Source organism: Collinsella sp. CLA-ER-H11, assembly GCF_040092445.1.
Classification (GTDB): Bacteria; Actinomycetota; Coriobacteriia; order Coriobacteriales; family Coriobacteriaceae; genus Collinsella.
The window spans coordinates 100,418-119,729 of record NZ_JBBNLN010000002.1; the positions used below are offsets into that span (position 1 = coordinate 100,418).

The following is a 19,312-nucleotide window of genomic DNA, read 5'->3' on the forward strand; positions in this document are numbered from 1 at the left end:
CCGGCGGAAACCAGGGAGTGATTAAAGGAGCGACCTGCGGTTTTGCGAATCAATTGAGTCATTCCCGAAACCGCGAATTAAGGGCCTGATTCGCTCAAATTGCGCACGAATCAGCCCTCGGGCGGTACGACGCGACACGCATCGACAACACTCGGACTGGATTAGTCATCGAGTGGGAGTAGTAATAGAACATTTGTTCTTGTATTTCATACGGTTTCGTACGGTTCTGATGGCGACCGATGGGGGCGTTTCGCAACCGTCGCACCTGCAAGCCACATGGTTTCACAATCGGGCAAAAACTCAGAAGGCCCCTCGTGAAAAACGAGGGGCCTTCCGGTTTCCTTCGGCGCGGGCGGATCGGGACCCCCGCCGATCTAGAGGCACTCGGTCAGAATCTGGAACACCTCGCTGCGCTCCAGTTTCTTGGCGCAGCCGCCGGTGAGCACGCAGGTGTCCGCAACCTTGTGCAGCGTCTCGTCGGACGCGTCGGAGCCCATCTCGGCGAAGCTCGTGGGAAGCCCCATCTCGCCGATGAACGTCTGCAGGCGGTCGATGCCCTCGAGCGCCACCGTAAGGTCGTCTTTGCCCTTGGCGTCGACGCCCCACACCTCGCGCGCCCAGCGGGCGAACTGCGCGGGCGCCTCGAGGGCCAGGTGGCGGTAGAGCGCAGGGTGGATGACCGCGAGGCCCATTCCGTGGTTGGTGTGGGTGTACGCGCCGTACTGGTGCTGGATCATGTGCGCCTGGAAGTCCGTTGACTTGCCGATCTTGAGCACGCCGTTCTCGGCCATGGCGGAGTCGTATACGAGCTCGCTTAGCGCCTCGAGGTTCTGATTGTCGTCCGCGATGATCCGCATGTTGCGGATGACGTTACGCTGGATGGCGAGGTTGATGTCGTCGGTGACGTTGCGTTCGCGCGGGCTTCCGAAATAGCTCTCCATGCAGTGCGAGAGCGTGTCGAACGCGCCGCTCATGAACTGCGCGTGCGGTACGGTGAGCGTGAGCGCCGGGTCGAGCGCCGCCCACATGGGCATCGCCCCCAGATAGGCGCCCTTCACGTGCGTCTCCTCGTTGGTGATGACGGCGCCGTTGTTCTGCTCGGCGCCCGTGCCGGAGAGCGTAACGATGCAGCCCATGGGGATGAACGAGCTCGGCATCTTGCCGTCGGCGTGCTCGAACGTCTCGATGTCCTCGTCAAGCATCGCCTGCGCGGAGACTACCTTGCAGCAGTCGAAGACCGACCCGCCGCCGACGGCGAGAATGAAGTCGACTTGCTCCTCGCGTGCGAGCGCGGCGCCTTCCTGGCACTTCTCGTAGGTCGGGTTGGGCATGATGCCGCCGAAGTCCACCACGCGCTTGCCCGCGCTCGTGAGCTTATCGACCACGTGGCCGTAGACGCCGGCTCGCTTGACCGAACCTCCGCCGTAGGCGAGCATCACTGTCTTGCCCATGGCACCCATCTCGGCGTCGAGTGCCTGGTCCATGGCCCCCTCGCCGAAGTAGTTCCTGACCGGGTAGTCGTACGTGAATGAGTTCATGGCAATTCCTCCTAGTAAGTTATCAGTGCGGTCTGACGCTCGTCTACACGTTGCGCACGAGCCCGGACATCCATTCGATGGTGGCGGGGTCGTGGTGGTCGAAGAACGCGCTGCGCCCGGTGTCGAGCGCGGCGATGGCGACCATCTCGTCGTCGCCCAGCGCGAAGTCGAAGACGTCGAAGTTCTGCTCCATGCGATCGCGGTGCGTGCTCTTAGGGATACAGACCACACCGCGCTGCAGCAGCCAGCGCAACACGACCTGGGCGACCGTCTTGCCGTGCGCCTCGCCGATGCGAGCGAGGACCTCGTTGCGGAAGAGGTCGTTTCTGCCCTCCGCAAAGGGCGCCCAACCCTCCATGGCCACCTCCTTGCCGGCCATGTACTCCTGCGCCTCGCGCTGCTGGAAGAACACGTTGCACTCGACTTGGTTCACGGCGGGGGCGATGCGGTTGAACGAGATGAGGTTTGCGAGGTGATCGGGGTAGAAGTTAGCTGTGCCTATGGCGCGGATAACGCCCTGCTCGTAGAGCTCCTCCATGGCGCGCCACGCGCCGAAGACGTCGCCGAACGGCTGATGGATGAGGTAGAGATCGACGTAGTCGAGCCCCAGCCGCTTGAGCGACGCGTCGAAGCCGCGCTTGGCCCCCTCGTAGCTCACATCCGACATCCACAGCTTGGTCGTCACGAACACCTCGTCGCGCGGCAGGCCGCTCGCACGAATGGCGGCCCCGACCGCCTCTTCGTTGCCGTAGCTCGCGGCCGTGTCGAGCAGCCGGTAGCCGACCGAGAGCGCGTCCTCCACGGCGCGCTGGCATCCCGCGGCGTCCGGGATCTGGTACACGCCGAAGCCGAGCTGCGGCATCCTGACGCCGTTGTTCAAGGTGATGTAGTCCATGGTGCCTTCCTTTCTCGCAACTTGACGTATCCACCATACGAGGGGTGCCGCGCCGGCGGAAGTTTCCGTTGGTGAGGGTTCTATAACGCTGGGGTGCGCACGGGGTTATAACCCGCAGGTTCTAGGCGTCACCTCAAAGAGATCGGCGCCGAGCTCGTCGGCAATGGTCTGAGCTACGACAGCGGTGTGGCTCTGTGCCGAGTAGTAGGTCACGAGGACGTTGCCGTCTGCAGCGGGCACTGCGGCGGGCTCATCCTCGACAGTCGACTGGTCCTCGGCGGCGGCTTGGTTGGTCCGTTGTCGTCTGAGCGCTACTCCTGCGCGTCGAAATCGGGGCGTATGGCCAGGTAGCCCGCGAGTGCTTCCTCAGTGGCGGTGTAGTAGGTCATGGTCCCGTCGAGCTTGGCAATCTCGGCCATCTCGTTTTCGGTGAGGGAGAAGTCGAAGATGTTCACGTTGTCGGCGATGTGGGCGGGGTTCTTGGAGCCGGGGATGATGGAGGTGCCCATCTGCACGTGCCAGCGCAGGATCACCTGGGTTGGGGTCTTGCCGTACTTCTCGGCGAGAGCGACGAAGACGGGCTCCTCCAGAAGACCTTTGTCGCCGTGGCCGAGCGGGTACCACGCCTCGATCACCGTGCCGTACGGCACGAGGTAGGCGCGCAGGTCGCGCTGGACGTGGTAGGGGTGGCACTCAACGGTCACGAGCTGCGGCTTGATGTCGGCGACCTCGATGACCTCGGCGATCTTGTCTTGCGGGAAGTTGGAGAGGCCGAGGGCGCGCACCTTGCCTGCGCGGTACGCCTCTTCCATCGTGCGCCACGCGGCCAGGTAGTCGCCTACCGGCTGGTGCAGGATGAGCATGTCGACGTAGTCGAGCCCCAGGCGCTGGAGCGTGGCGTCCACCGCCGGCATGCCCGCGTCGTAGACGCTCGGCCAGAGCTTGGTGGAGACGAAGATCTTGTCGCGCGCGATGCCGCTTTTGGCGATGGCACGGCCCACGGCGCGCTCGTTCATGTAGGCGTTGGCGGTGTCGATGTGCTCGTAGCCAGCCGCGAGCGCGGCGGTTGCGGCCGTTTCGGCCTCGGCCGGGGTCATGAGGAAGGTGCCCAAACCCTCGATGGGCATCTCTACGTCGTTGTTGAGCTTCAGATACTCCATGGTCTCCTCCTTAATGGTGACTTTTCGAATACAAGGCTACGGCGTTTACTGACGTGCGAGAAGTTCACGTTGGAATGATGGATATAACCATGGGGTATATACGGCACATAATGCGTGACAGGAGGATCGATGTACAACCCACAGCTTGACACTTTCATCCGCGTGGCGGAGGCGGGTAGCTTCTCCAAGGCGGCACAAGAGTCCTTCATCACGCCCACGGCCGTCATCAAGCAGATGAACCTGCTGGAGTCGCGGCTAGGCCTTACGCTGTTCCACCGATCGCATCAGGGGCTTTCGCTTACGCGAGCAGGCAGGTCGCTGCTCGCCGACGCCCGCCATATCGTGCAGTACTCTCAAGAATCAATCGCACGCGCCCGCGTCGCCGAGCGTGGAGAGAAGCGCATCATCCGCGTGGGAGTGTCGCTCATGACACCCAGCACGCCGCTCACGAAGCTGTGGCCGAAGGTGAAGGAACGTTGCCCTGGCATGAGCCTTCAGGTGGTCACGTTTGAAAACACACCCTCGGCGGCGCGCGGTTTGGCGAACCTCGGGCAAGACATGGATATCGTGGTGGGGATTTTCGACGATGCCTTTCTTAAAGAGCGCGGGTGCCTGGGCCTCGAGCTTTCGCGCGAGCCGCTCTGGTGCGCCGTTCCCGTCGACAGCGAACTCGCCAAACGCGACATCGTCACATTCGACGACCTCCACAATCACAGTCTTATGCTTATACGCCGGGGCTGGAACGCCGAAATCGATCGCGTGCGCGACGAGATACTCTTGCATCATCCTCAAATCGCGCTCGTAGACTTTCCGCAATATCGGGCGGAGGTGTTCAATCGCGGCGCGAACGAGGACCTCGCGCTTGCGACGCTGCCGTTGTGGGCCAACGTCCACCCCATGCTCAAAACCGTCCCTACCGATTGGGACTGTCTCGTGTCTTACGGACTGCTTCATTCGCTGCAGCCCGCAGACCATGTGCGGGAGTTCCTCGATGCGGTGTCTGCCGTGCTCGAGGCAGAGCATCGATAGGCAATCGCGAGCAGATGCGCTTATGCCTATGGGAATAACGGGAACTGGCTTCTGAACTCGCGTTTTGATACCGTCGAGTACCGCCTGATGCTGTTTCGGCGTCGCCATAGGGCAAAGCCACCAGCGAAATAACGGGAATAACAGCCTCCGAACCTTCTGGTTCGGAGGCTTTCTTTTTGCATGTCTGCCTAAAACGACTCCTTGCCAAAGCCCCTTGAGCATCGGGCGGCATTATTGAGTGTGGGCGTTATCGTAGGTATCTTTGATTTCTTCCGGCAAATTGTCGGGAATCAGCGCCTTCACTCTATCCTCGTTGCCATCTTGGATCGCCTGCTCGTAGTACCAGCATTTGAACTTCAACATATCCAGCGCACGGTTCATGTTCGCGATCTCCGACTCCATGTGGGCCTTTCGCTCCTCGAACATGGCCTTGCGCTTGGGATATGTCGATGGGCCCTCCGCACACCATTCCATGAACAGCCGGATGTCCTTGATCTCCATCCCAGCCTTCTTCAGGCATTCGATGACCCGAAGCGCCTCGAGTTCCGTATCGCCGAATCGGCGAATGCCGGACGTCCGCTCCAATTCCGGGAACAATCCCTGCTTGTCGTAATAGCGCAGCGTGGAAACGGGCAGACCGAACATATCCGCCACCTGTCCGATTGTGTACATGGTCCCTCCGGACAAATCTCGAATTTACTCCTTGACCTAAAGTCAGGTTTAGGTATTACCTTCATTTTCGTCAATATAAATTGGGAGCGCAAGGGATTTTCGCCAAAGGCGCACACTTGCCGGAACGGTATTCGCCGGCGGCTTGAACGGCGTGGGCGAAATCGGCGGGCATCCCGCTCTTGAGCAGGCGCGACGAATGGGCACAGGAGTCTAGGCGCGGCCTAGCTGGGCGGAAGCAGTTTTGCACTCAAAACCATCGACAGGAGGAAATCGATCATGGCAATCAAACAGACAGCGGGCAGAGATGCCCTGGGGGACTTTGCTCCCAAATTCGCACAGCTCAATGACGATGTGCTGTTCGGCGAGGTGTGGAGCCGAGAAGACAGGCTTTCCCTTCGAGACCGCAGCGTGGTGACGGTGGTTGCCTTGATGGCACAGGGGCTGACGGACTCTTCGTTCCAATATCATCTGATGTCCGCAAAGAACAACGGCGTGACCAGGGCGGAGATAGCGGAAATCCTTACGCACGCGGCGTTTTACGCAGGCTGGCCCAAGGCATGGGCGGCCTTTCGCATGGCGAAGGAGGTCTGGGAGGATAGCGATGCCGCCGACGCAAGAACCAAGCATCAAAACGAGATGGCCTTTCCCATCGGTGCCCCCAACGACGCATTTGCGAAGTACTTTATCGGGCAAAGCTACCTCGCGCCCCTTTCCACCGAGCAGGTCGGCATTTACAACGTTACGTTTGAGCCCGGCTGCCGCAACAACTGGCACACCCATCACGCCAAAAGCGGCGGCGGGCAGATTCTCGTCTGCGTGGCTGGCCGAGGGTTTTACCAGGAATGGGGCAAACCGGCACAGGAGCTGTGCCCCGGCGATGTAGTAAATATTCCCGCAGGCGTAAAGCACTGGCACGGTGCGGTGCCCGACAGCTGGTTCTCCCATCTCGCGGTGGAGGTTCCGGGCGAGGAGGCCTCCAACGAGTGGTTGGAGCCCGTGGACGACGAGCAATACCTTAAAGCGACTGACAAGGAGGTTTAGGTATGGAACAGTTGAATCTGACGCAGGAATGGGACAAAGTATTCCCCAAAAGCGATAAGGTTGAGCACAGCAAGGCGACCTTCCATAACCGATACGGCATCACGCTGGTGGCTGACGTTTACGTGCCTAAGAACGCGGAAGGCAAACTGCCCGCCATCGCCGTCAGCGGCCCGTTTGGCGCGGTGAAGGAACAGTCCTCCGGTCTGTACGCGCAGAAAATGGCGGAGCTGGGCTTTTTCGCAATTGCCTTCGACCCGTCCTATACCGGCGAGAGCGGCGGCACGCCCCGCTATGTAGCATCGCCGGACATCAACACCGAGGACTTCTGCGCAGCGGTGGATTTCCTCTCTGTGCAGGAAAGCGTTGACCCGGAGCGTATCGGCATCATCGGTATCTGCGGTTGGGGCGGCATGGCAGTCAATGCGGCGGCCATCGACACCCGTATCAAAGCTACCGCGGCTATGACCATGTACGATATGACTCGCGTGACCGCAAACGGCTATTTTGACGCCGAGGATTCCGAGCAGGCACGCTTTGAGAAGCGAAGAGCACTGAACGCGCAGCGCACCGAGGACTATAAAAACGGCAGCTATGCGCTGGCGGGCGGCGTGGTCGATCCGCTACCGGAGGATGCGCCGCAGTTTGTAGCGGACTATTATGCCTACTACAAAACTCCGCGAGGCTATCATCCCCGCAGCCTGAACTCCAACGGTGGCTGGAATGCGACGTCTTCGCTGTCATTTTTGAATATGCCGATTTTGCAATACAGCAGCGAAATCCGCTCTGCTGTGTTGCTGGTGCATGGCGAGAAGGCGCACTCCCGCTATTTCAGCGAAACCGCGTACGGCAAGCTGACGGGGGACAACAAGGAATTGCTCATTATCCCTGGTGCCAGCCACACCGACCTTTACGATCAGATGGACATCATTCCGTTTGGAAAGCTGAAGGCATTCTTTGAGGAATATCTGAAATAAGGCGCACCTTGATTCAATGCCAAGCCCCCAGCAACGATTCTTCCAGTCATGGTCACAGCATACGGCTTCTGACCTGCTGAAACGCGCAGGGATAAAGCCGCTAGCTATGATTCCTTCCTCGAAATAGGTGAAGAGGGGCTGAAATAGCGGATTCACGTCCTCAGCCAAGATGTCTGCAACTTGCAATCCGACCTGTTTTGTCCTTGGGACAAAAATGAAACTGCGGGCCTTCGATGCCGAAAAGTTTTCTGCGTTGCTCCACGTTTTGTCTCAAACTCCTACGCGAAGACACACGGCGAGATTCGGTGGCAAGACACCTAAAGCCGACGACCCAACTGGAGTTGACTGGAATGGCACAACAATAAACGAGCGTGAAAGAGTGGGAATAGCTGATATTCGGCGATTTCAAGCTCCTGACCTGCATCGACAGGTCAGGAGCTTTTCTTTTGGCAGCCTCCGGGCAACCTCCAGGCAACCCCTACGGCTTCATACCGCGATTCATGTCGCTCCTAATCAACATCCGCGATGCTTCGCGAGCGCGCAGCACGAGTGTGGAAATACGGACGCACGAGCGTGGATTTTCGGACGCCTGATGAATGAGAGTGGATAATCTCCCACATTGAGCCCCAAGCAAGGCTCAATGTGGGAGATTATCCACTCTCATTTTTTCGACATGTGCCGTGTTGGTAGCTCTGGTGTGCGCCGAGCGCGTGCGGCTAACGTCGCAAAATAGGGCTTTGTGCTGGCAGTTGTCGTAATAAGCCCTCACGTTGTCAAGGGATTGGAAGGGGTCTAGGTATTCAGCCGTGACGGCGGAGACATCGCGCCCATGCGCTTCATTAGTCTTATCGGATTTTCGAACTATTTGCGGCGGTAGATGAGTGTGAGCAAATGCTAGCGAGCCTTTTCACCATGTCGCCGTTCTCGTCAACGAAGATACTGGGCTCTTTGGCCAATGGGGCTCCTAATGGAAATAAATATAAAATAGCCGGGGAACTTTCCTGGCACTTGGAGGTAGCCAAAAGAGCCGTAAGTAACTATATGGCAAACGCCGACGGTGAACGTAGGGGGGCGTGGGATGAAGTTGATAATCAAGGGTTCTTCTGCGGTGGTCACAAATCAGCAGGCAACTAAAAGATAGGAGGTTCACTAGGCGTAAAATCTTTAAACAGTATGAACAAATTTCATTTCGCGGATACGCGCCTTCGGTTCATGAAGTGCCTCGCGATAATTTCTCGCCCTATATAAGGCAGGCGGACATACCGAGAAGGGAGAACCATGGGAAAGAGCATTAATGATATGAAGATGCCTGACTTCGGGAATATGGCCAAGGGCATGGTGCAGGGGGCCGCGAACGGAGCGAAGAGGATTCATCAGGCTTTCGGCGGTGAATACGGGGATTCATTCGAGGGAAATGTCGTTGCTGAGAATGGCGAATATATCCTACCGGATCCGATAATTGACGACCGCGAATGTGAAGAGATCGACTCCCTCGCCAAACGCTACGAGAAGATGACCTCTCCCGGTATTCTGGCAAAAGCCGGGAGGAAAGCCGATGAACTCACGCCCGCTCCGGTCAAGGAGATTGCCGGTAAAGTTAGTGACATCGCCAGGGATACATTCGAGGATCTGACGGAGCAGGAGCTCATGGCGGCTGCCATCAAGAAGGCTGCCGATGGCTTCGGAGAGCTCGAGAAACAGGCGGCAAAGGCAAGCGTGAGCAAAGAACACGTCATACAGTGCGTCAACGCGGGAAAACAGGCACAAAAGGTTTCGGATATTTCGCAAATCTGTCTGCTGCGCGCATATGACGTCGCTGCCGTCTCGGCCAAGGAGCGCCCGCAGCACATGGGAATCGCACTTGCCGAGGGCGGAGGAACGGGTGCTATCGGGTTCTGGGGTCTCCCTGCAAACATCGCGCTCAGCATGCTTGTTTATTTCAGGGCAGTCCAGTCAGTGGCCATGTTCTATGGCTACGACGTCAAAGAAGACCCCGCAGAGCTCATCATTGCCAGCGAGGTGTTCCAAAGGGCGATGTCGCCGTGCCCCAAGGGGAACCCAGCTACTGATTATATCGGGAAGGTTCTCGTATATGCCGAGAGCGCGGCCGTGAAACAAGCCGCAAAGAAGGGCTGGACCGCGATGGTCGAGAAAGGTGGCGCCGCGCTCGCTATCGCCCAGATGCGCGCGCTCGCCAACAAAGCAGCCCAAAAGGCTTTGGAGAACGGTGGCAAGAAGGCAATCGAGGCTGGCGTATTTAAGAAAACCCTTACTCAAATTGGTCAGAAGCTGACTCTGAAGAACGTCGGCAGACTTGTTCCCGTGGTGGGAGCGGGTTTCGGTGCCTTTTTTGACACAGCGCAAATGAACAGTATCCTAGACTTCGCCGACCTCTTCTACCACAAGCGTTTCATTGTCGAGAAGGAACAACGTGTGCAGAGGCTTACGGGAGAAACGGCTGAGTTTGCAGAGAGTTAGAGTCGTCAACTAGACCTGTCGGGCGCAACTCCATGCGCCGAAACGTAATCAATCGGAAGCTATTTGGCTGCCCTCGGCCATGCGGCTTCCGCCTTACTCTATCTCGCCGTCAGGTACTCCGAGCTTATGTGACGTCCACCCGCATCATCGCGCTCGTGCACGTCTGCGTCGGGGGTGGAGGTCCTTGGCTCTTGGTTGGCGAACAGTTTGTCAAACGTCATATCTGGCACCCCGGTTCAGTATTTAGATTTACATTCTATTGTCCATGCCCGCAGCCATTTTAGTCCCAGCTACGGCCTCTTCGGCACCTGCGGCAGCCTGGCTCCGCAGGAAGAGCAGTACGACGCGTCGCCGGATGCCTTGACGCCGCAATAGGGGCAGAAAGACGCGCGCACCTTGCGGCCTCCTGGCGTCCAGGTCCTAATTCCCTTGGCAATCAGGACTGCTACGCGCTCGGGGATACCCGAGTCTTCGTTTGAGCTCGCTACGGTGTAATCGCTTGTGAGGTGGCCCTTGTAGTCAAAGTCAATTACGAACTTCCATGAGCTGATGCCGCTGAGAGTAGCAACTGCCCCGTAGACTCTGTGCCCGGCTACGGTAAGGGACTCAAGTCTTTTTACTGATCGTCGCGTATTGGCGACAATTTCCTCAAGCTCTTCTTGGGTCACATCGTCTCTGAAACTCTCGCTCGCACGGTCCCACTCGGCTTTTGCTTTGACCTTTTCGAGTTCGACCTTCCGTTTCTCCTGTCTGTCGGATGCGAACACTACGATGCCAAGGAGAATGAACATGGGCAAAAGTGACGTCAGCATATCCATTAAATGCTCCCTAAATAACTCCAGCGCTGCATGCGAGAAAAACAATGCGACGTGTAAGATGATAAAGGCGGATAGCCCCGCTGTGAAATATCACCTGAAAGTCTCGTGGTAGGCGACGCGCATCACGACGATGCTGCCAAGGGCTCCTTCTGCGAGTGTAAACCCTGCAAAATGGATTCGGAGAACTGGCGGCAGTGGTCAATCACTCTTTTCGATGGAGACTGTCTCTGGATTTACTACTGACGCTAGTGGCGGCCACGGTCCAAGTGTATTCGGAGTCGCTGACTAACTTTCGTCGAGCTCCTTCAGTCGGGAGAGGCAGCGGTCCAGAAACCCGCTCCTAGCTTGCGCGGCAAGGAGTCCGTCGCAGAAGCGGTCGCCACGAACGCACCACGTGATGCATGCACGTATCAGGTCAATGTCCCCATGGTCGATGTCGCAGCTGTCTATACCTTCCGAGGTGTCGATGCTATGGCGTTCAAGCGTCTCGAAGTAGCTGGTGTCTGCGAACCCGTCCAGTTCATAGAAATCGTCGACGAAATCCTCGAGTCCGAACGTCCCGCCCCCAAACTCGACATTCATGTTTCTGTCCGCCAGCTTGCCAGCGTACTTGGTTAGTCTTTCGAACATGTTCGCTCTTTAGCTCAAAAGTCCGTTGTTGCCCAGGTAGTCCACGAAGGCATCGATGATCCGTGCCGTGCGAGTCGCGATGTCTATTTCGGTGAAGTCTCCCATGACTTGTGTCAGGCGCTTGAGTTCCGCGATCTTTGTTCCGGCTTTGCGCTTGCCGTTGCCGTCGGTGTATCCCTCATAGTACTTGCGTTTATCGCAGAATCTGTAGTCGGCCGCGCGGATGTTTACACGCTTCTCGAGCAGCGCCTTGTTACCCAACGCCTCCAGGCTGGATTGATCGACGAGCGGGTCTATCTCGTTGCGCTTCTTGGCATAGATGTGCTCAATTTCAAGCGTGGTGTCTAGGTCCATGAGTGGCTGATCTGGGTCTGCGTACGCCCACCAAGTGAGTATGGACTTCGTTACAGGCCTGCCGTTGGTGAACACGTAGGTTCGGAATCGCTCAGCAATATTTGCGCGATTGAAGTGGTGGTTAGGAAACTCCACCGGGCGGTGCTCCACGATGTTGATCATCTCGGGATACACTGGCGAACGCAGCGCATTCACGCCGGGGCGCTCAATGGCGTAGGCGAGAATGAATGCCGTGATCTTGTTTAGAAAGCCGTAGAGTGCCTCGTCATCGAGGGCACTTTTGCTGTCGCGGTTGGCGAGGAACCAGACGCTTAGCAGATAGGTCCACATGCCGTTGGGGGCGTAGTTCAGCACGAAGAGCCTGCGGAGCACGCGCTCACTGAACCCTTCCTGCGCGTCGACGCGTTTCCGGAAGCCGAGCAGCGCCTCGAGATCGTCGAGCGTGGCGTCCTCCTTGAGCATGGCGTAGCCATCGGCACCGAAGAAGTCGCGCAACGATGCGGTGGTCGTGTCGCGGATGCCTTTCTTCGCGCGGCGGTAGTACATGTAGCGCGTAAATAGCTCATCGGTTGGTGTGCCGCGCATGGGCCGGAAGATAGCGTTCGCTCCCTCCTCGAGTGCCTTCCAGCGACGGATGAACTCGTCCTTGCGCCCCGTGTCGGAATAATGCTTGTAGAACTGGCTCTTGAAGATGTCGGCATCCGAGAGAGGCAACCCTCGGTCGTTTAGAGTCGAGAAGATGCGTAGCGCGGTGTCCTGCGACTCCGCTTCAATGGGCAACAGTATCACATTGTTGATAACGCGTGTGGCCATGTAGACGGTGTAGGTGGGCCACTCGCTCACCAGTTGTTCAATTTTCCTCTGGAAGAAAGCGAAGTTGCGGGCATAAGCGCTCTTCCAGCCATCGCCTACGTTGCCCTCTCGTAAAATCTCGAGGAATTCATTCTTGTCGTTGTCCGATGCAACCTCGGAGTCGATCTTGAGGCGCTCCATGTCGGGCTCGTCGAACTCGTCGGTTTTCCATACACAACGGGCGATTGCCTCGCGCATCTTCACAGACTGCTTATCCTTCATGTTGGTGAACTTGTCGTAGAACGCGCGGAGCAGCAGCATGATGGTGGTGAGGCGCTGCTGGCCGTCAATGATCTCAAGTTGGCCAGAGAGGTTCTTAAAGGTGACGATGGGCCCTAGAAAGTATTCGTCGTTTTCGCTGTCGAAACGCTCGTAGTCATCGCCTGGAAAAGCGAACGAGAACAGGTCATCCCACAGCGTTGCGCATTCATCCTCGCCCCAGGCGTAGGGCCTCTGGTAGTCGGGGATGAGGAAGTCTGACCGCTTATCGGTGAGAAGATCGCGAATCGATCGCTGGTCGATGTTGAGCTTGGACATGAGCTGTACCTTCCGCGCAGGAACAATCAAGATGACACGGATTATATCGCCGAAGTCGTCATTCGCTCCATTGCTGAGAGCTATTGAATCTAGCAACCTCTGGCCAACCCTTACGGTTTCATGTCGTGATCCATATCGGCGCCGATCAATGCCCGTGATGCTTCTGCTTGCACCTTCTTTGGAGAGCGCGAACGAGAGATGCGGTCTACAGACGACTGAATAGCTCCATTCGTTTTGGTTACAAGAAAACATGCTGCGCGCCTGCAGCATGAAGGAGAGGGAATCCTATGAAAATCGTTGTATTGAGCGGTAGCCCGCGCAAGGGCGCCAATACCGACACTATGGTCGAGGCGTTTGCCGAGACTGCGCGTGAGGGCGGCAATACGGTCGAGGTCGTCCGCGTTGCCAGCAAAAAGATTGCGGGCTGCTTGGGATGCCAGTACTGCTTCACCCATGAGGGCGTCTGCGTGCAGAAGGATGACATGGCCGGTGTGATCGAGTCGCTGAAAGACGCAGATATGGTCGTCTTCGCCTCGCCTATCTACTGGTTCGATATCACCGCGCAGGAAAAGGCCGCCATCGACCGTCTGTACGCCTTCGGTGCCACGGGATTTCCGTTCACCAAGACGGCCCTTTTGCTCGATAGCCACAGCGAGGGCGTCTATGATGCGGCGATCACTATGTACAAGTCAGCGTGCGCGTACTGCAAGTGGGAGGACCAGGGCATTGTCACCATCAACGGTATGACCGAGCGCGACAGCATGGTATCGTCGCCCAAGTTGGAAGAGGTGCGAGAGCTCGCTCGCAAGCTCGCCTAAGGACAAGAAGAACGCATGGCAATCAGCATTATTTGAAGTACTTGCCGTCCTTGCCAGGTGAATCGTTGATTGCCATGCGCCGTTGCCCTTGCGGACAATCTTGGCGTGCTAGGATGCCTTCTCGCTCAGGAACTCCCTGAACGCGGGGATGTCAAAGCCAACGAGACCACGCCCGCGCTCTCCGATGACGCCGTCCTCCAGGAGGCGGCGTTTGTATTGGCTTGCGTAGTTGCTGGCGACGCCCATGCGTTTGGCTATCTCCGAGACCCTGCTGGGGCCAGAATCGGGCAGCATCGCCAACAAGAATTCGATGTCTTTGTCAGAAAGCTCCCGATAGGTCGTTTCGAGAATTCGATCGCGTAGCTCCATACGGGCAAGCAGAGAGCCCTGCTGGACATCAGGTGCGCTGATTTTGGGCGAGTTCTCCGAAACATCCCATGTGCGATATCCGACGAGTTGCATCATGTAGGGGAATCCGTCGACGGCCTTCACAGCATCCTCGAGCGCCTCTGGTGTGATTGAACGTCCTCCGGCCTCAACGGTTTTGCGAAACGCGTTTGCAATTTCAACGTCAGTGATTCGCCCTAACTGATGATATTGGGAACGTCTGAGGAACGAGACGGAATCGTTACGCAGCAACGCCGATACTTTGTAGGGCAGTCCTGCCATGAGTAGGGCAACTTTTTTACCTTCGCGTACAAAGTGCTGGTAAACAGAGGCAAATTGAAGCATTTCTTCGAGATCGACGGTGACTTCATCGATGGTGATGAGAAGCCCGATGTCATGTTTTCCGAGTTGCTTAAAGATGCCATTCATGCGCGTGCGCCAGTTGCCCTGAGCCTCTTGAGCATATGTCCAATCGATGCCCACTGGGCCAATTTGAACACCGTTTATGCGCGCGTGAGGCTGTGAGAGGTAGCTATCTGCGGCTTCTTTGGTTCGCTCGATAATATCTTCGAGCATGCCTGGCATGGCGGAGACATTTGCTGCGATCCATGGTGGCCCCTTTGCAGGTTTTGCTAACTTTTGCATCTTTTGCTAAATTTTGCAAGTTTTGCTAATGGCTTAACAAGCCTTGTACCGTGGGATTGTAGGAGTGAAAAACGGGGATTCCTATTATTCCGACTACGTTACAGCGAGCGGGGCCCGGAGCGCGATGTTGCTGCGCTCCGGGCCCCACCGTTTTAAGAGCTTATGGCGGTTCTGCCGTCGTCCTAGTCAAACAAACTCGGCATGTCGTTTTCTTTCATGAGGGCACCGGCGGAGGGTAGGCTCTGCGCGGTGAATTTCTCGGCCGAGACGCCGGCGCCAAGGATCTCCTCGGTCGTGCCGACGGTGGTGACCGAGCGGCCCTTCTTGGCCGTAAAGGCCTGGACGCCCTGCGTGTTGGTGGTCGTCTTGGTCTTGAGCAGCGACGTGTTGAAGTTCATCAGGCGGTAGTCGCTCGAGACCAGTGCGATGTCGCGATCTTCCTTGAGCACCTGGGCATACAGCAGCTTGCTACCACCGTAGATGGCGTTCTTAAGGCGCTTGCGGTTGGTCTTGGTGACGTATCCGGCAAGCGCGACGCGCACCACGCGGCCGTTCTCAAAGACAAACAGCACGTCGGCCTTGTAGTCCTCGGGGTCGATGACCCAGATGACGCTCTCGTCGGGTTCCATCTCGAGGTCGGTGGGCAGGTACGAGCCCAGCTGGGCCGACTTGGTGTCCTCAAACGCCGCAACCTTGCACTTGTATACCTGGCTCTTGTTGGTAAAGACCAGCAGCTCGTGGGTGTTGGAGGACGGGAACTCGATAAAGGGTTTGTCGCCGTCCTTGTACTTGAGCGTGGTCGCCTTTTTGAGTACGCGGTCCGTCATCTTCTTAAGGTAGCCATCGCGCGAGAGCATGATGGTCACCGGGTACTCCTCGACCTCGGGCTCCAGGCTTACCTCGACGACCTCATGGGGCTCGATTCTGCCCGTGCGGCGCGGCATCACGTACTTCTTGTTGACCGCGGCCAGCTCGTCGCTGATGACCTTCTTGATGTTTTCCTCGCTGGAAAGGATCTCCTCAAGCTCGGCAATCTCGCCCTCAAGCTTAGCGATGTCCTTGGTGCGATTGAGGATGTACTCCTCGTTGATGTTGCGGAGCTTGAGCTCGGCAACAAACTCGGCCTGGGTTTCGTCGATATCGAAACCCTTCATAAGGTTGGGCACGACCTCAGCTTCGAGCTTGGTGCCGCGGATGATGGCGATGGCCTTGTCGATGTCGAGCAAAATCGCCTCGAGGCCGTGCAGCAGGTGCAGACGCTCGGACTTTTTGCCCAGGTCAAAGTTAATGCGGCGACGCGTGGACTCAATACGCCATTTGACCCACTCGTGCAGAATCTGGCGCACGCCCATAACACGGGGATAGCCGTCGACGAGCACGTTGAAGTTGCACGAGAACGAATCCTGCAGCGTGGTCGAGCGATAGAGCTTGGCCATGAGCTTGTCGGGGTCGACACCGCGCTTAAGGTCGATGGCGATGCGCAGGCCCGAGAGGTCGGTCTCGTCGCGAATGTCTGCGATCTCCTTGACCTTGCCCTCTTTGGAGAGCTTGACGATGCGCTCGATGATGACATCGGTCTTGGTGGTGTAGGGGATCTCGTAGACCTCGATGATGCGCTCTTCGGGAATCCAGCGCCAGCGGGAGCGAATCTGGAAGCTGCCAAGGCCGGTCTCGATGATCTTCTCCATCTCCTCGCGGCGGTAGATAATCTCGCCGCCGGTCGAGAAGTCGGGCATGGGCATATACTCGAGCAGGTCGCAGTCGGGATCCTGCAGGTAGTGCATGGTGGCGGTGCAGACCTCGTTGAGGTTGAAACCGCAGATGTCGGACGCCATGGCGACGCCGATGCCCTTGTTGGCCGAGACGAGGATGTTAGGGAACGTGGTGGGCAGCAGGCGCGGCTCCTTCATGGCGCCGTCGTAGCTGTCGACGAAGTCGACCGGGTCCTTGTCGATGTCCTTGAAGATCTCGGCGCTGATGGGGGAGAGCTTGGCCTCGGTATAACGCGAGGCGGCGTAGCTCAGATCGCCCGAATAGTACTTGCCAAAGTTGCCCTTCGACTCAACGAACGGCGCGAGCAGTGCCTCGTTACCGGTGGCTAGACGCACCATCGTCTCGTAGATTGCGGCATCGCCGTGCGGGTTGAGCTTCATGGTCTGACCCACGATGTTGGCGCTCTTCTGGCGCTCGCCCTTGAGCAGACCCATCTTGTACATGGTGTAGAGCAGCTTGCGGTGCGAGGGCTTAAAGCCATCGATCTCGGGGAACGCACGCGAGACGTTGACGCTCATGGCGTAGGGCATGTAGTTGACCTCGAGCGTCTGCGTGATCGGCTGGTCGGTGACCTCGGAGTGCAGGCCGATGACGTTCTCGGCGTTGACCTGCTTTTTCTTTGGCTGGGTTTTCGTCTTCTTCTTTGCCACGATTTCCTCTTGAACTTCTTATGGGCCGTCGTTATCGATTTGCTGCTACTGCAGGTCCAGCTGGTCCAGGTATTCCTTGCCGTGCTCGGAGATGTGGCGCTTACGGCCCGCCTCGTCGTTGCCCAGCAACAGGTTGAACATGGTTTCCATTTTGGTGACGTCCTCGGGCTCCACCTTGATTAGGCGACGCGTCTCGGGGTTCATGGTGGTGAGCCACATCATGTCCGGATCGTTCTCACCAAGACCCTTGGAGCGGTTGATGGAGCACTTCTGGTCGCCAATCTCCTTGAGAATGCCGTTCTTCTCGAGCTCGGTGTAGGCAAAGTAGGTCTTTTCTTTGCAGTTGATCTCGTAGAGCGGCGACTCGGCGATATACACGTAGCCCTCGTCGATAAGTGTGGGCACCAGGCGGTAGAGCATGGTGAGCACGAGCGTGCGGATGTGGTAACCGTCGACGTCGGCGTCCGTACAGATGATGACCTTGTTCCAGTTGAGATTGTCCAGGTCAAAGGCACCGAGGTTCTTGATCCGCTTGTCCTTGATCTCCACGCCGCAGCCCAGCACGCGCATGAGGTCCATGATGATGTCGGACTTAAAGATGCGCGGATAGTCCTCCTTCAGGCAGTTGAGGATCTTACCGCGGACGGGCATAACGCCCTGGAACTCGGCATCGCGCGACGTGCGAATGGCGCCCGCTGCCGAGTCGCCCTCTACGATGTAGATCTCGCGGCGGCTCTTGTCCTTGGAGCGGCAGTCGATGAACTTCTGCACGCGGTTGGCCATGTCGGTCTTCTGCTGCAGGTTGGTCTTGATACTCTGGCGCGTCTTCTCGGCGTTCTCGCGCGAGCGCTTGTTGATGAGCACCTGCTCCATGATCTTATTGGCGGCGTCCTTGTTCTCGATCAAGTAGGTCGAGAGGCGCTCCTTAAAGAAGGCCGTCATGGCCTGCTGGATAAAGCGGTTATTGATGGCTTTCTTGGTCTGGTTCTCGTAGGACGTCTGAGTGGAGAAGCAGTTGGTCACCAGCACCAGGCAGTCCTGGACGTCCTGCCATTTGATGCCACTCTCGTTTTTGTTGTACTTGCCCTGTTGCTTGATGTAGGCATCGATGGCGCTGGTCAGAGCGCTACGTGCCGCTTTCTCCGGCGAGCCGCCGTTCTCGAGCCAAGAGGAGTTGTGGTAGTACTCCTGCATCGTGAAGGTGCGCGAGAAGCACATGCATGCGGTAATCTTGACGTTGTAATCGGGCAGGTCCTCGCGGTCGCGACCGCGACGGTCAGCCTCGATAAAGAAGGGCTCGGTAAGGTAGTCGGTACCGACCTTCTCGAGCACGTAGTCCTCGATGCCCTTGGGATAGCAGAAGTCCTCTTCTGAAAACTCGCCATCGTCGCCCTCGATACGCAGACGGAAGGTCACGTTGGCGTTGACCACGGCCTGGCGGCGCATGGTCTCGCGATACCAGTCGTGGGGAATGCTGATGGAGGTAAAGACCTCAAGGTCGGGGCGCCATTTGATGGTGGTGCCGGTGCGGTTCTCGTCGCTGGGCTCAATCTCGAGTGCCTTCTTTTTGGCGCCGACGACCTTGCCCTTTTTAAAGTGCAAGGAGTACTTGTTGCCGTCACGCCAAACCGTGACATCCATGTACTCGGAGGCATACTGGGTCGCGCACGAACCCAAGCCGTTGGTACCGAGCGAGAAGTCGTAGTCGCCGCCCTGGTTGTTGTTGTATTTGCCGCCGGCGTAGAGCTCGCAGAAGACGAGCTCCCAGTTAAAGCGCTTCTCGGAGGGGTTCCAGTCGAGCGGGCAGCCACGGCCATTGTCCTCTACCTGGATAGAGCCATCGCGAAAGGCAGTAAGGGTGATAAGCTTGCCGTAGCCCTGGCGCGCCTCGTCAACGGCGTTGGACAGGATCTCGAAGGCGGCATGCGCGCAGCCGTCGAGCCCGTCCGAGCCAAAGATGACGGCGGGGCGCAGGCGTACGCGTTCCTCGTCCTTGAGCTGGCGGATGCTGTCGTTACCATAGTTTGCGGTGTTTTTTGCCATACTCGCTCTCTCGGTGCT

The 19,312-nt window shown here is 57.7% G+C and carries 16 protein-coding genes; 5 read left to right on the forward strand and 11 right to left on the reverse strand.

Translation table 11 applies throughout. The features are described from left to right. Positions 1–374: 374 nt before the first annotated feature. The 4 genes from AAAX35_RS02015 to AAAX35_RS02030 form a co-directional block, all read right to left on the reverse strand. On the reverse strand, positions 375–1,538 hold the full coding sequence (locus AAAX35_RS02015) for an iron-containing alcohol dehydrogenase (RefSeq protein ID WP_349116569.1): 1,164 nt from the start codon (positions 1,536–1,538) through the stop codon (positions 375–377). Between the two features lie 43 nt (positions 1,539–1,581). Further along, complete coding sequence (locus AAAX35_RS02020; RefSeq protein WP_349116570.1) at positions 1,582–2,433, reverse strand: aldo/keto reductase; 852 nt, start codon at positions 2,431–2,433, stop codon at positions 1,582–1,584. A gap of 105 nt (positions 2,434–2,538) precedes the next feature. Then, positions 2,539–2,673: a hypothetical protein gene (locus AAAX35_RS02025; RefSeq protein WP_349116571.1), complete on the reverse strand. Its 135-nt coding sequence runs from the start codon at positions 2,671–2,673 to the stop codon at positions 2,539–2,541. A 71-nt stretch (positions 2,674–2,744) separates the two neighbouring features. Beyond that, positions 2,745–3,593, reverse strand: a complete 849-nt coding sequence (locus AAAX35_RS02030; RefSeq protein WP_349116572.1) for an aldo/keto reductase — start codon at positions 3,591–3,593, stop codon at positions 2,745–2,747. Positions 3,594–3,722: 129 nt separating this feature from the next. On the opposite strand from AAAX35_RS02030, the gene AAAX35_RS02035 reads away from it, so the two are divergent. Then, positions 3,723–4,622: a LysR family transcriptional regulator gene (locus tag AAAX35_RS02035; protein WP_349116573.1), complete on the forward strand. Its 900-nt coding sequence runs from the start codon at positions 3,723–3,725 to the stop codon at positions 4,620–4,622. A 231-nt stretch (positions 4,623–4,853) separates the two neighbouring features. On the opposite strand, the gene AAAX35_RS02040 is transcribed toward AAAX35_RS02035, so the two are convergent. Continuing rightward, positions 4,854–5,294, reverse strand: coding sequence for a MerR family transcriptional regulator (locus AAAX35_RS02040; RefSeq protein WP_349116574.1), 441 nt, complete (start codon positions 5,292–5,294; stop codon positions 4,854–4,856). A 276-nt stretch (positions 5,295–5,570) separates the two neighbouring features. On the opposite strand from AAAX35_RS02040, the gene AAAX35_RS02045 reads away from it, so the two are divergent. The 3 genes from AAAX35_RS02045 (at position 5,571) to AAAX35_RS02055 (ending at position 9,787) form a co-directional block, all read left to right on the forward strand. Continuing rightward, complete coding sequence (locus tag AAAX35_RS02045) at positions 5,571–6,335, forward strand: carboxymuconolactone decarboxylase family protein (RefSeq protein WP_349116575.1); 765 nt, start codon at positions 5,571–5,573, stop codon at positions 6,333–6,335. A gap of 2 nt (positions 6,336–6,337) precedes the next feature. Next, positions 6,338–7,309 carry an alpha/beta hydrolase gene (locus AAAX35_RS02050; RefSeq protein WP_349116576.1) on the forward strand — a complete coding sequence of 324 codons (972 nt, stop codon included), beginning with the start codon at positions 6,338–6,340 and terminating at the stop codon, positions 7,307–7,309. Positions 7,310–8,587: 1,278 nt separating this feature from the next. Beyond that, positions 8,588–9,787, forward strand: coding sequence for an EcsC family protein (locus AAAX35_RS02055; RefSeq protein ID WP_161155282.1), 1,200 nt, complete (start codon positions 8,588–8,590; stop codon positions 9,785–9,787). A 290-nt stretch (positions 9,788–10,077) separates the two neighbouring features. On the opposite strand, the gene AAAX35_RS02060 is transcribed toward AAAX35_RS02055, so the two are convergent. The 3 genes from AAAX35_RS02060 to AAAX35_RS02070 all read right to left on the reverse strand — a co-directional run bounded on the left by AAAX35_RS02060 (position 10,078) and on the right by AAAX35_RS02070 (position 12,978). Further along, positions 10,078–10,605: a zinc ribbon domain-containing protein gene (locus AAAX35_RS02060; RefSeq protein ID WP_204987186.1), complete on the reverse strand. Its 528-nt coding sequence runs from the start codon at positions 10,603–10,605 to the stop codon at positions 10,078–10,080. Positions 10,606–10,890: 285 nt separating this feature from the next. After that, positions 10,891–11,235 (reverse strand): DUF6508 domain-containing protein, encoded by a 345-nt coding sequence (locus AAAX35_RS02065; RefSeq protein WP_161155280.1) that lies wholly within the window; start codon positions 11,233–11,235, stop codon positions 10,891–10,893. 9 nt (positions 11,236–11,244) lie between these two features. Beyond that, entirely contained in the window at positions 11,245–12,978 is a 1,734-nt protein-coding gene (locus AAAX35_RS02070) for a DUF262 domain-containing protein (protein ID WP_349116577.1), read from the reverse strand. A 287-nt stretch (positions 12,979–13,265) separates the two neighbouring features. On the opposite strand from AAAX35_RS02070, the gene AAAX35_RS02075 reads away from it, so the two are divergent. Further along, entirely contained in the window at positions 13,266–13,796 is a 531-nt protein-coding gene (locus AAAX35_RS02075) for a flavodoxin family protein (RefSeq protein WP_349116578.1), read from the forward strand. A gap of 108 nt (positions 13,797–13,904) precedes the next feature. Here AAAX35_RS02075 and AAAX35_RS02080 read toward each other — a convergent pair whose 3' ends face one another. The 3 genes from AAAX35_RS02080 to AAAX35_RS02090 form a co-directional block, all read right to left on the reverse strand. After that, entirely contained in the window at positions 13,905–14,828 is a 924-nt protein-coding gene (locus AAAX35_RS02080; RefSeq protein WP_349116579.1) for an ATP-binding protein, read from the reverse strand. Between the two features lie 182 nt (positions 14,829–15,010). After that, complete coding sequence (locus tag AAAX35_RS02085) at positions 15,011–17,251, reverse strand: DNA gyrase subunit A (protein ID WP_349116580.1); 2,241 nt, start codon at positions 17,249–17,251, stop codon at positions 15,011–15,013. 45 nt (positions 17,252–17,296) lie between these two features. Beyond that, positions 17,297–19,294: a toprim domain-containing protein gene (locus tag AAAX35_RS02090; protein ID WP_349116581.1), complete on the reverse strand. Its 1,998-nt coding sequence runs from the start codon at positions 19,292–19,294 to the stop codon at positions 17,297–17,299. Positions 19,295–19,312: the final 18 nt, after the last annotated feature.

Bases quoted from the DNA above. Each gene is read 5' to 3' on its own strand.
- AAAX35_RS02015 (WP_349116569.1), bottom strand. From the start codon at position 1,538: ATGAACTCATTCACGTACGACTACCCGGTCAGGAACTACTTCGGCGAG.
- AAAX35_RS02020 (WP_349116570.1), bottom strand. From the start codon at position 2,433: ATGGACTACATCACCTTGAACAACGGCGTCAGGATGCCGCAGCTCGGC.
- AAAX35_RS02030 (WP_349116572.1), bottom strand. From the start codon at position 3,593: ATGGAGTATCTGAAGCTCAACAACGACGTAGAGATGCCCATCGAGGGT.
- AAAX35_RS02035 (WP_349116573.1), top strand. From the start codon at position 3,723: ATGTACAACCCACAGCTTGACACTTTCATCCGCGTGGCGGAGGCGGGT.
- AAAX35_RS02040 (WP_349116574.1), bottom strand. From the start codon at position 5,294: ATGTACACAATCGGACAGGTGGCGGATATGTTCGGTCTGCCCGTTTCC.
- AAAX35_RS02045 (WP_349116575.1), top strand. From the start codon at position 5,571: ATGGCAATCAAACAGACAGCGGGCAGAGATGCCCTGGGGGACTTTGCT.
- AAAX35_RS02050 (WP_349116576.1), top strand. From the start codon at position 6,338: ATGGAACAGTTGAATCTGACGCAGGAATGGGACAAAGTATTCCCCAAA.
- AAAX35_RS02055 (WP_161155282.1), top strand. From the start codon at position 8,588: ATGGGAAAGAGCATTAATGATATGAAGATGCCTGACTTCGGGAATATG.
- AAAX35_RS02060 (WP_204987186.1), bottom strand. From the start codon at position 10,605: ATGGATATGCTGACGTCACTTTTGCCCATGTTCATTCTCCTTGGCATC.
- AAAX35_RS02065 (WP_161155280.1), bottom strand. From the start codon at position 11,235: ATGTTCGAAAGACTAACCAAGTACGCTGGCAAGCTGGCGGACAGAAAC.
- AAAX35_RS02070 (WP_349116577.1), bottom strand. From the start codon at position 12,978: ATGTCCAAGCTCAACATCGACCAGCGATCGATTCGCGATCTTCTCACC.
- AAAX35_RS02075 (WP_349116578.1), top strand. From the start codon at position 13,266: ATGAAAATCGTTGTATTGAGCGGTAGCCCGCGCAAGGGCGCCAATACC.
- AAAX35_RS02080 (WP_349116579.1), bottom strand. From the start codon at position 14,828: ATGCAAAAGTTAGCAAAACCTGCAAAGGGGCCACCATGGATCGCAGCA.
- AAAX35_RS02090 (WP_349116581.1), bottom strand. From the start codon at position 19,294: ATGGCAAAAAACACCGCAAACTATGGTAACGACAGCATCCGCCAGCTC.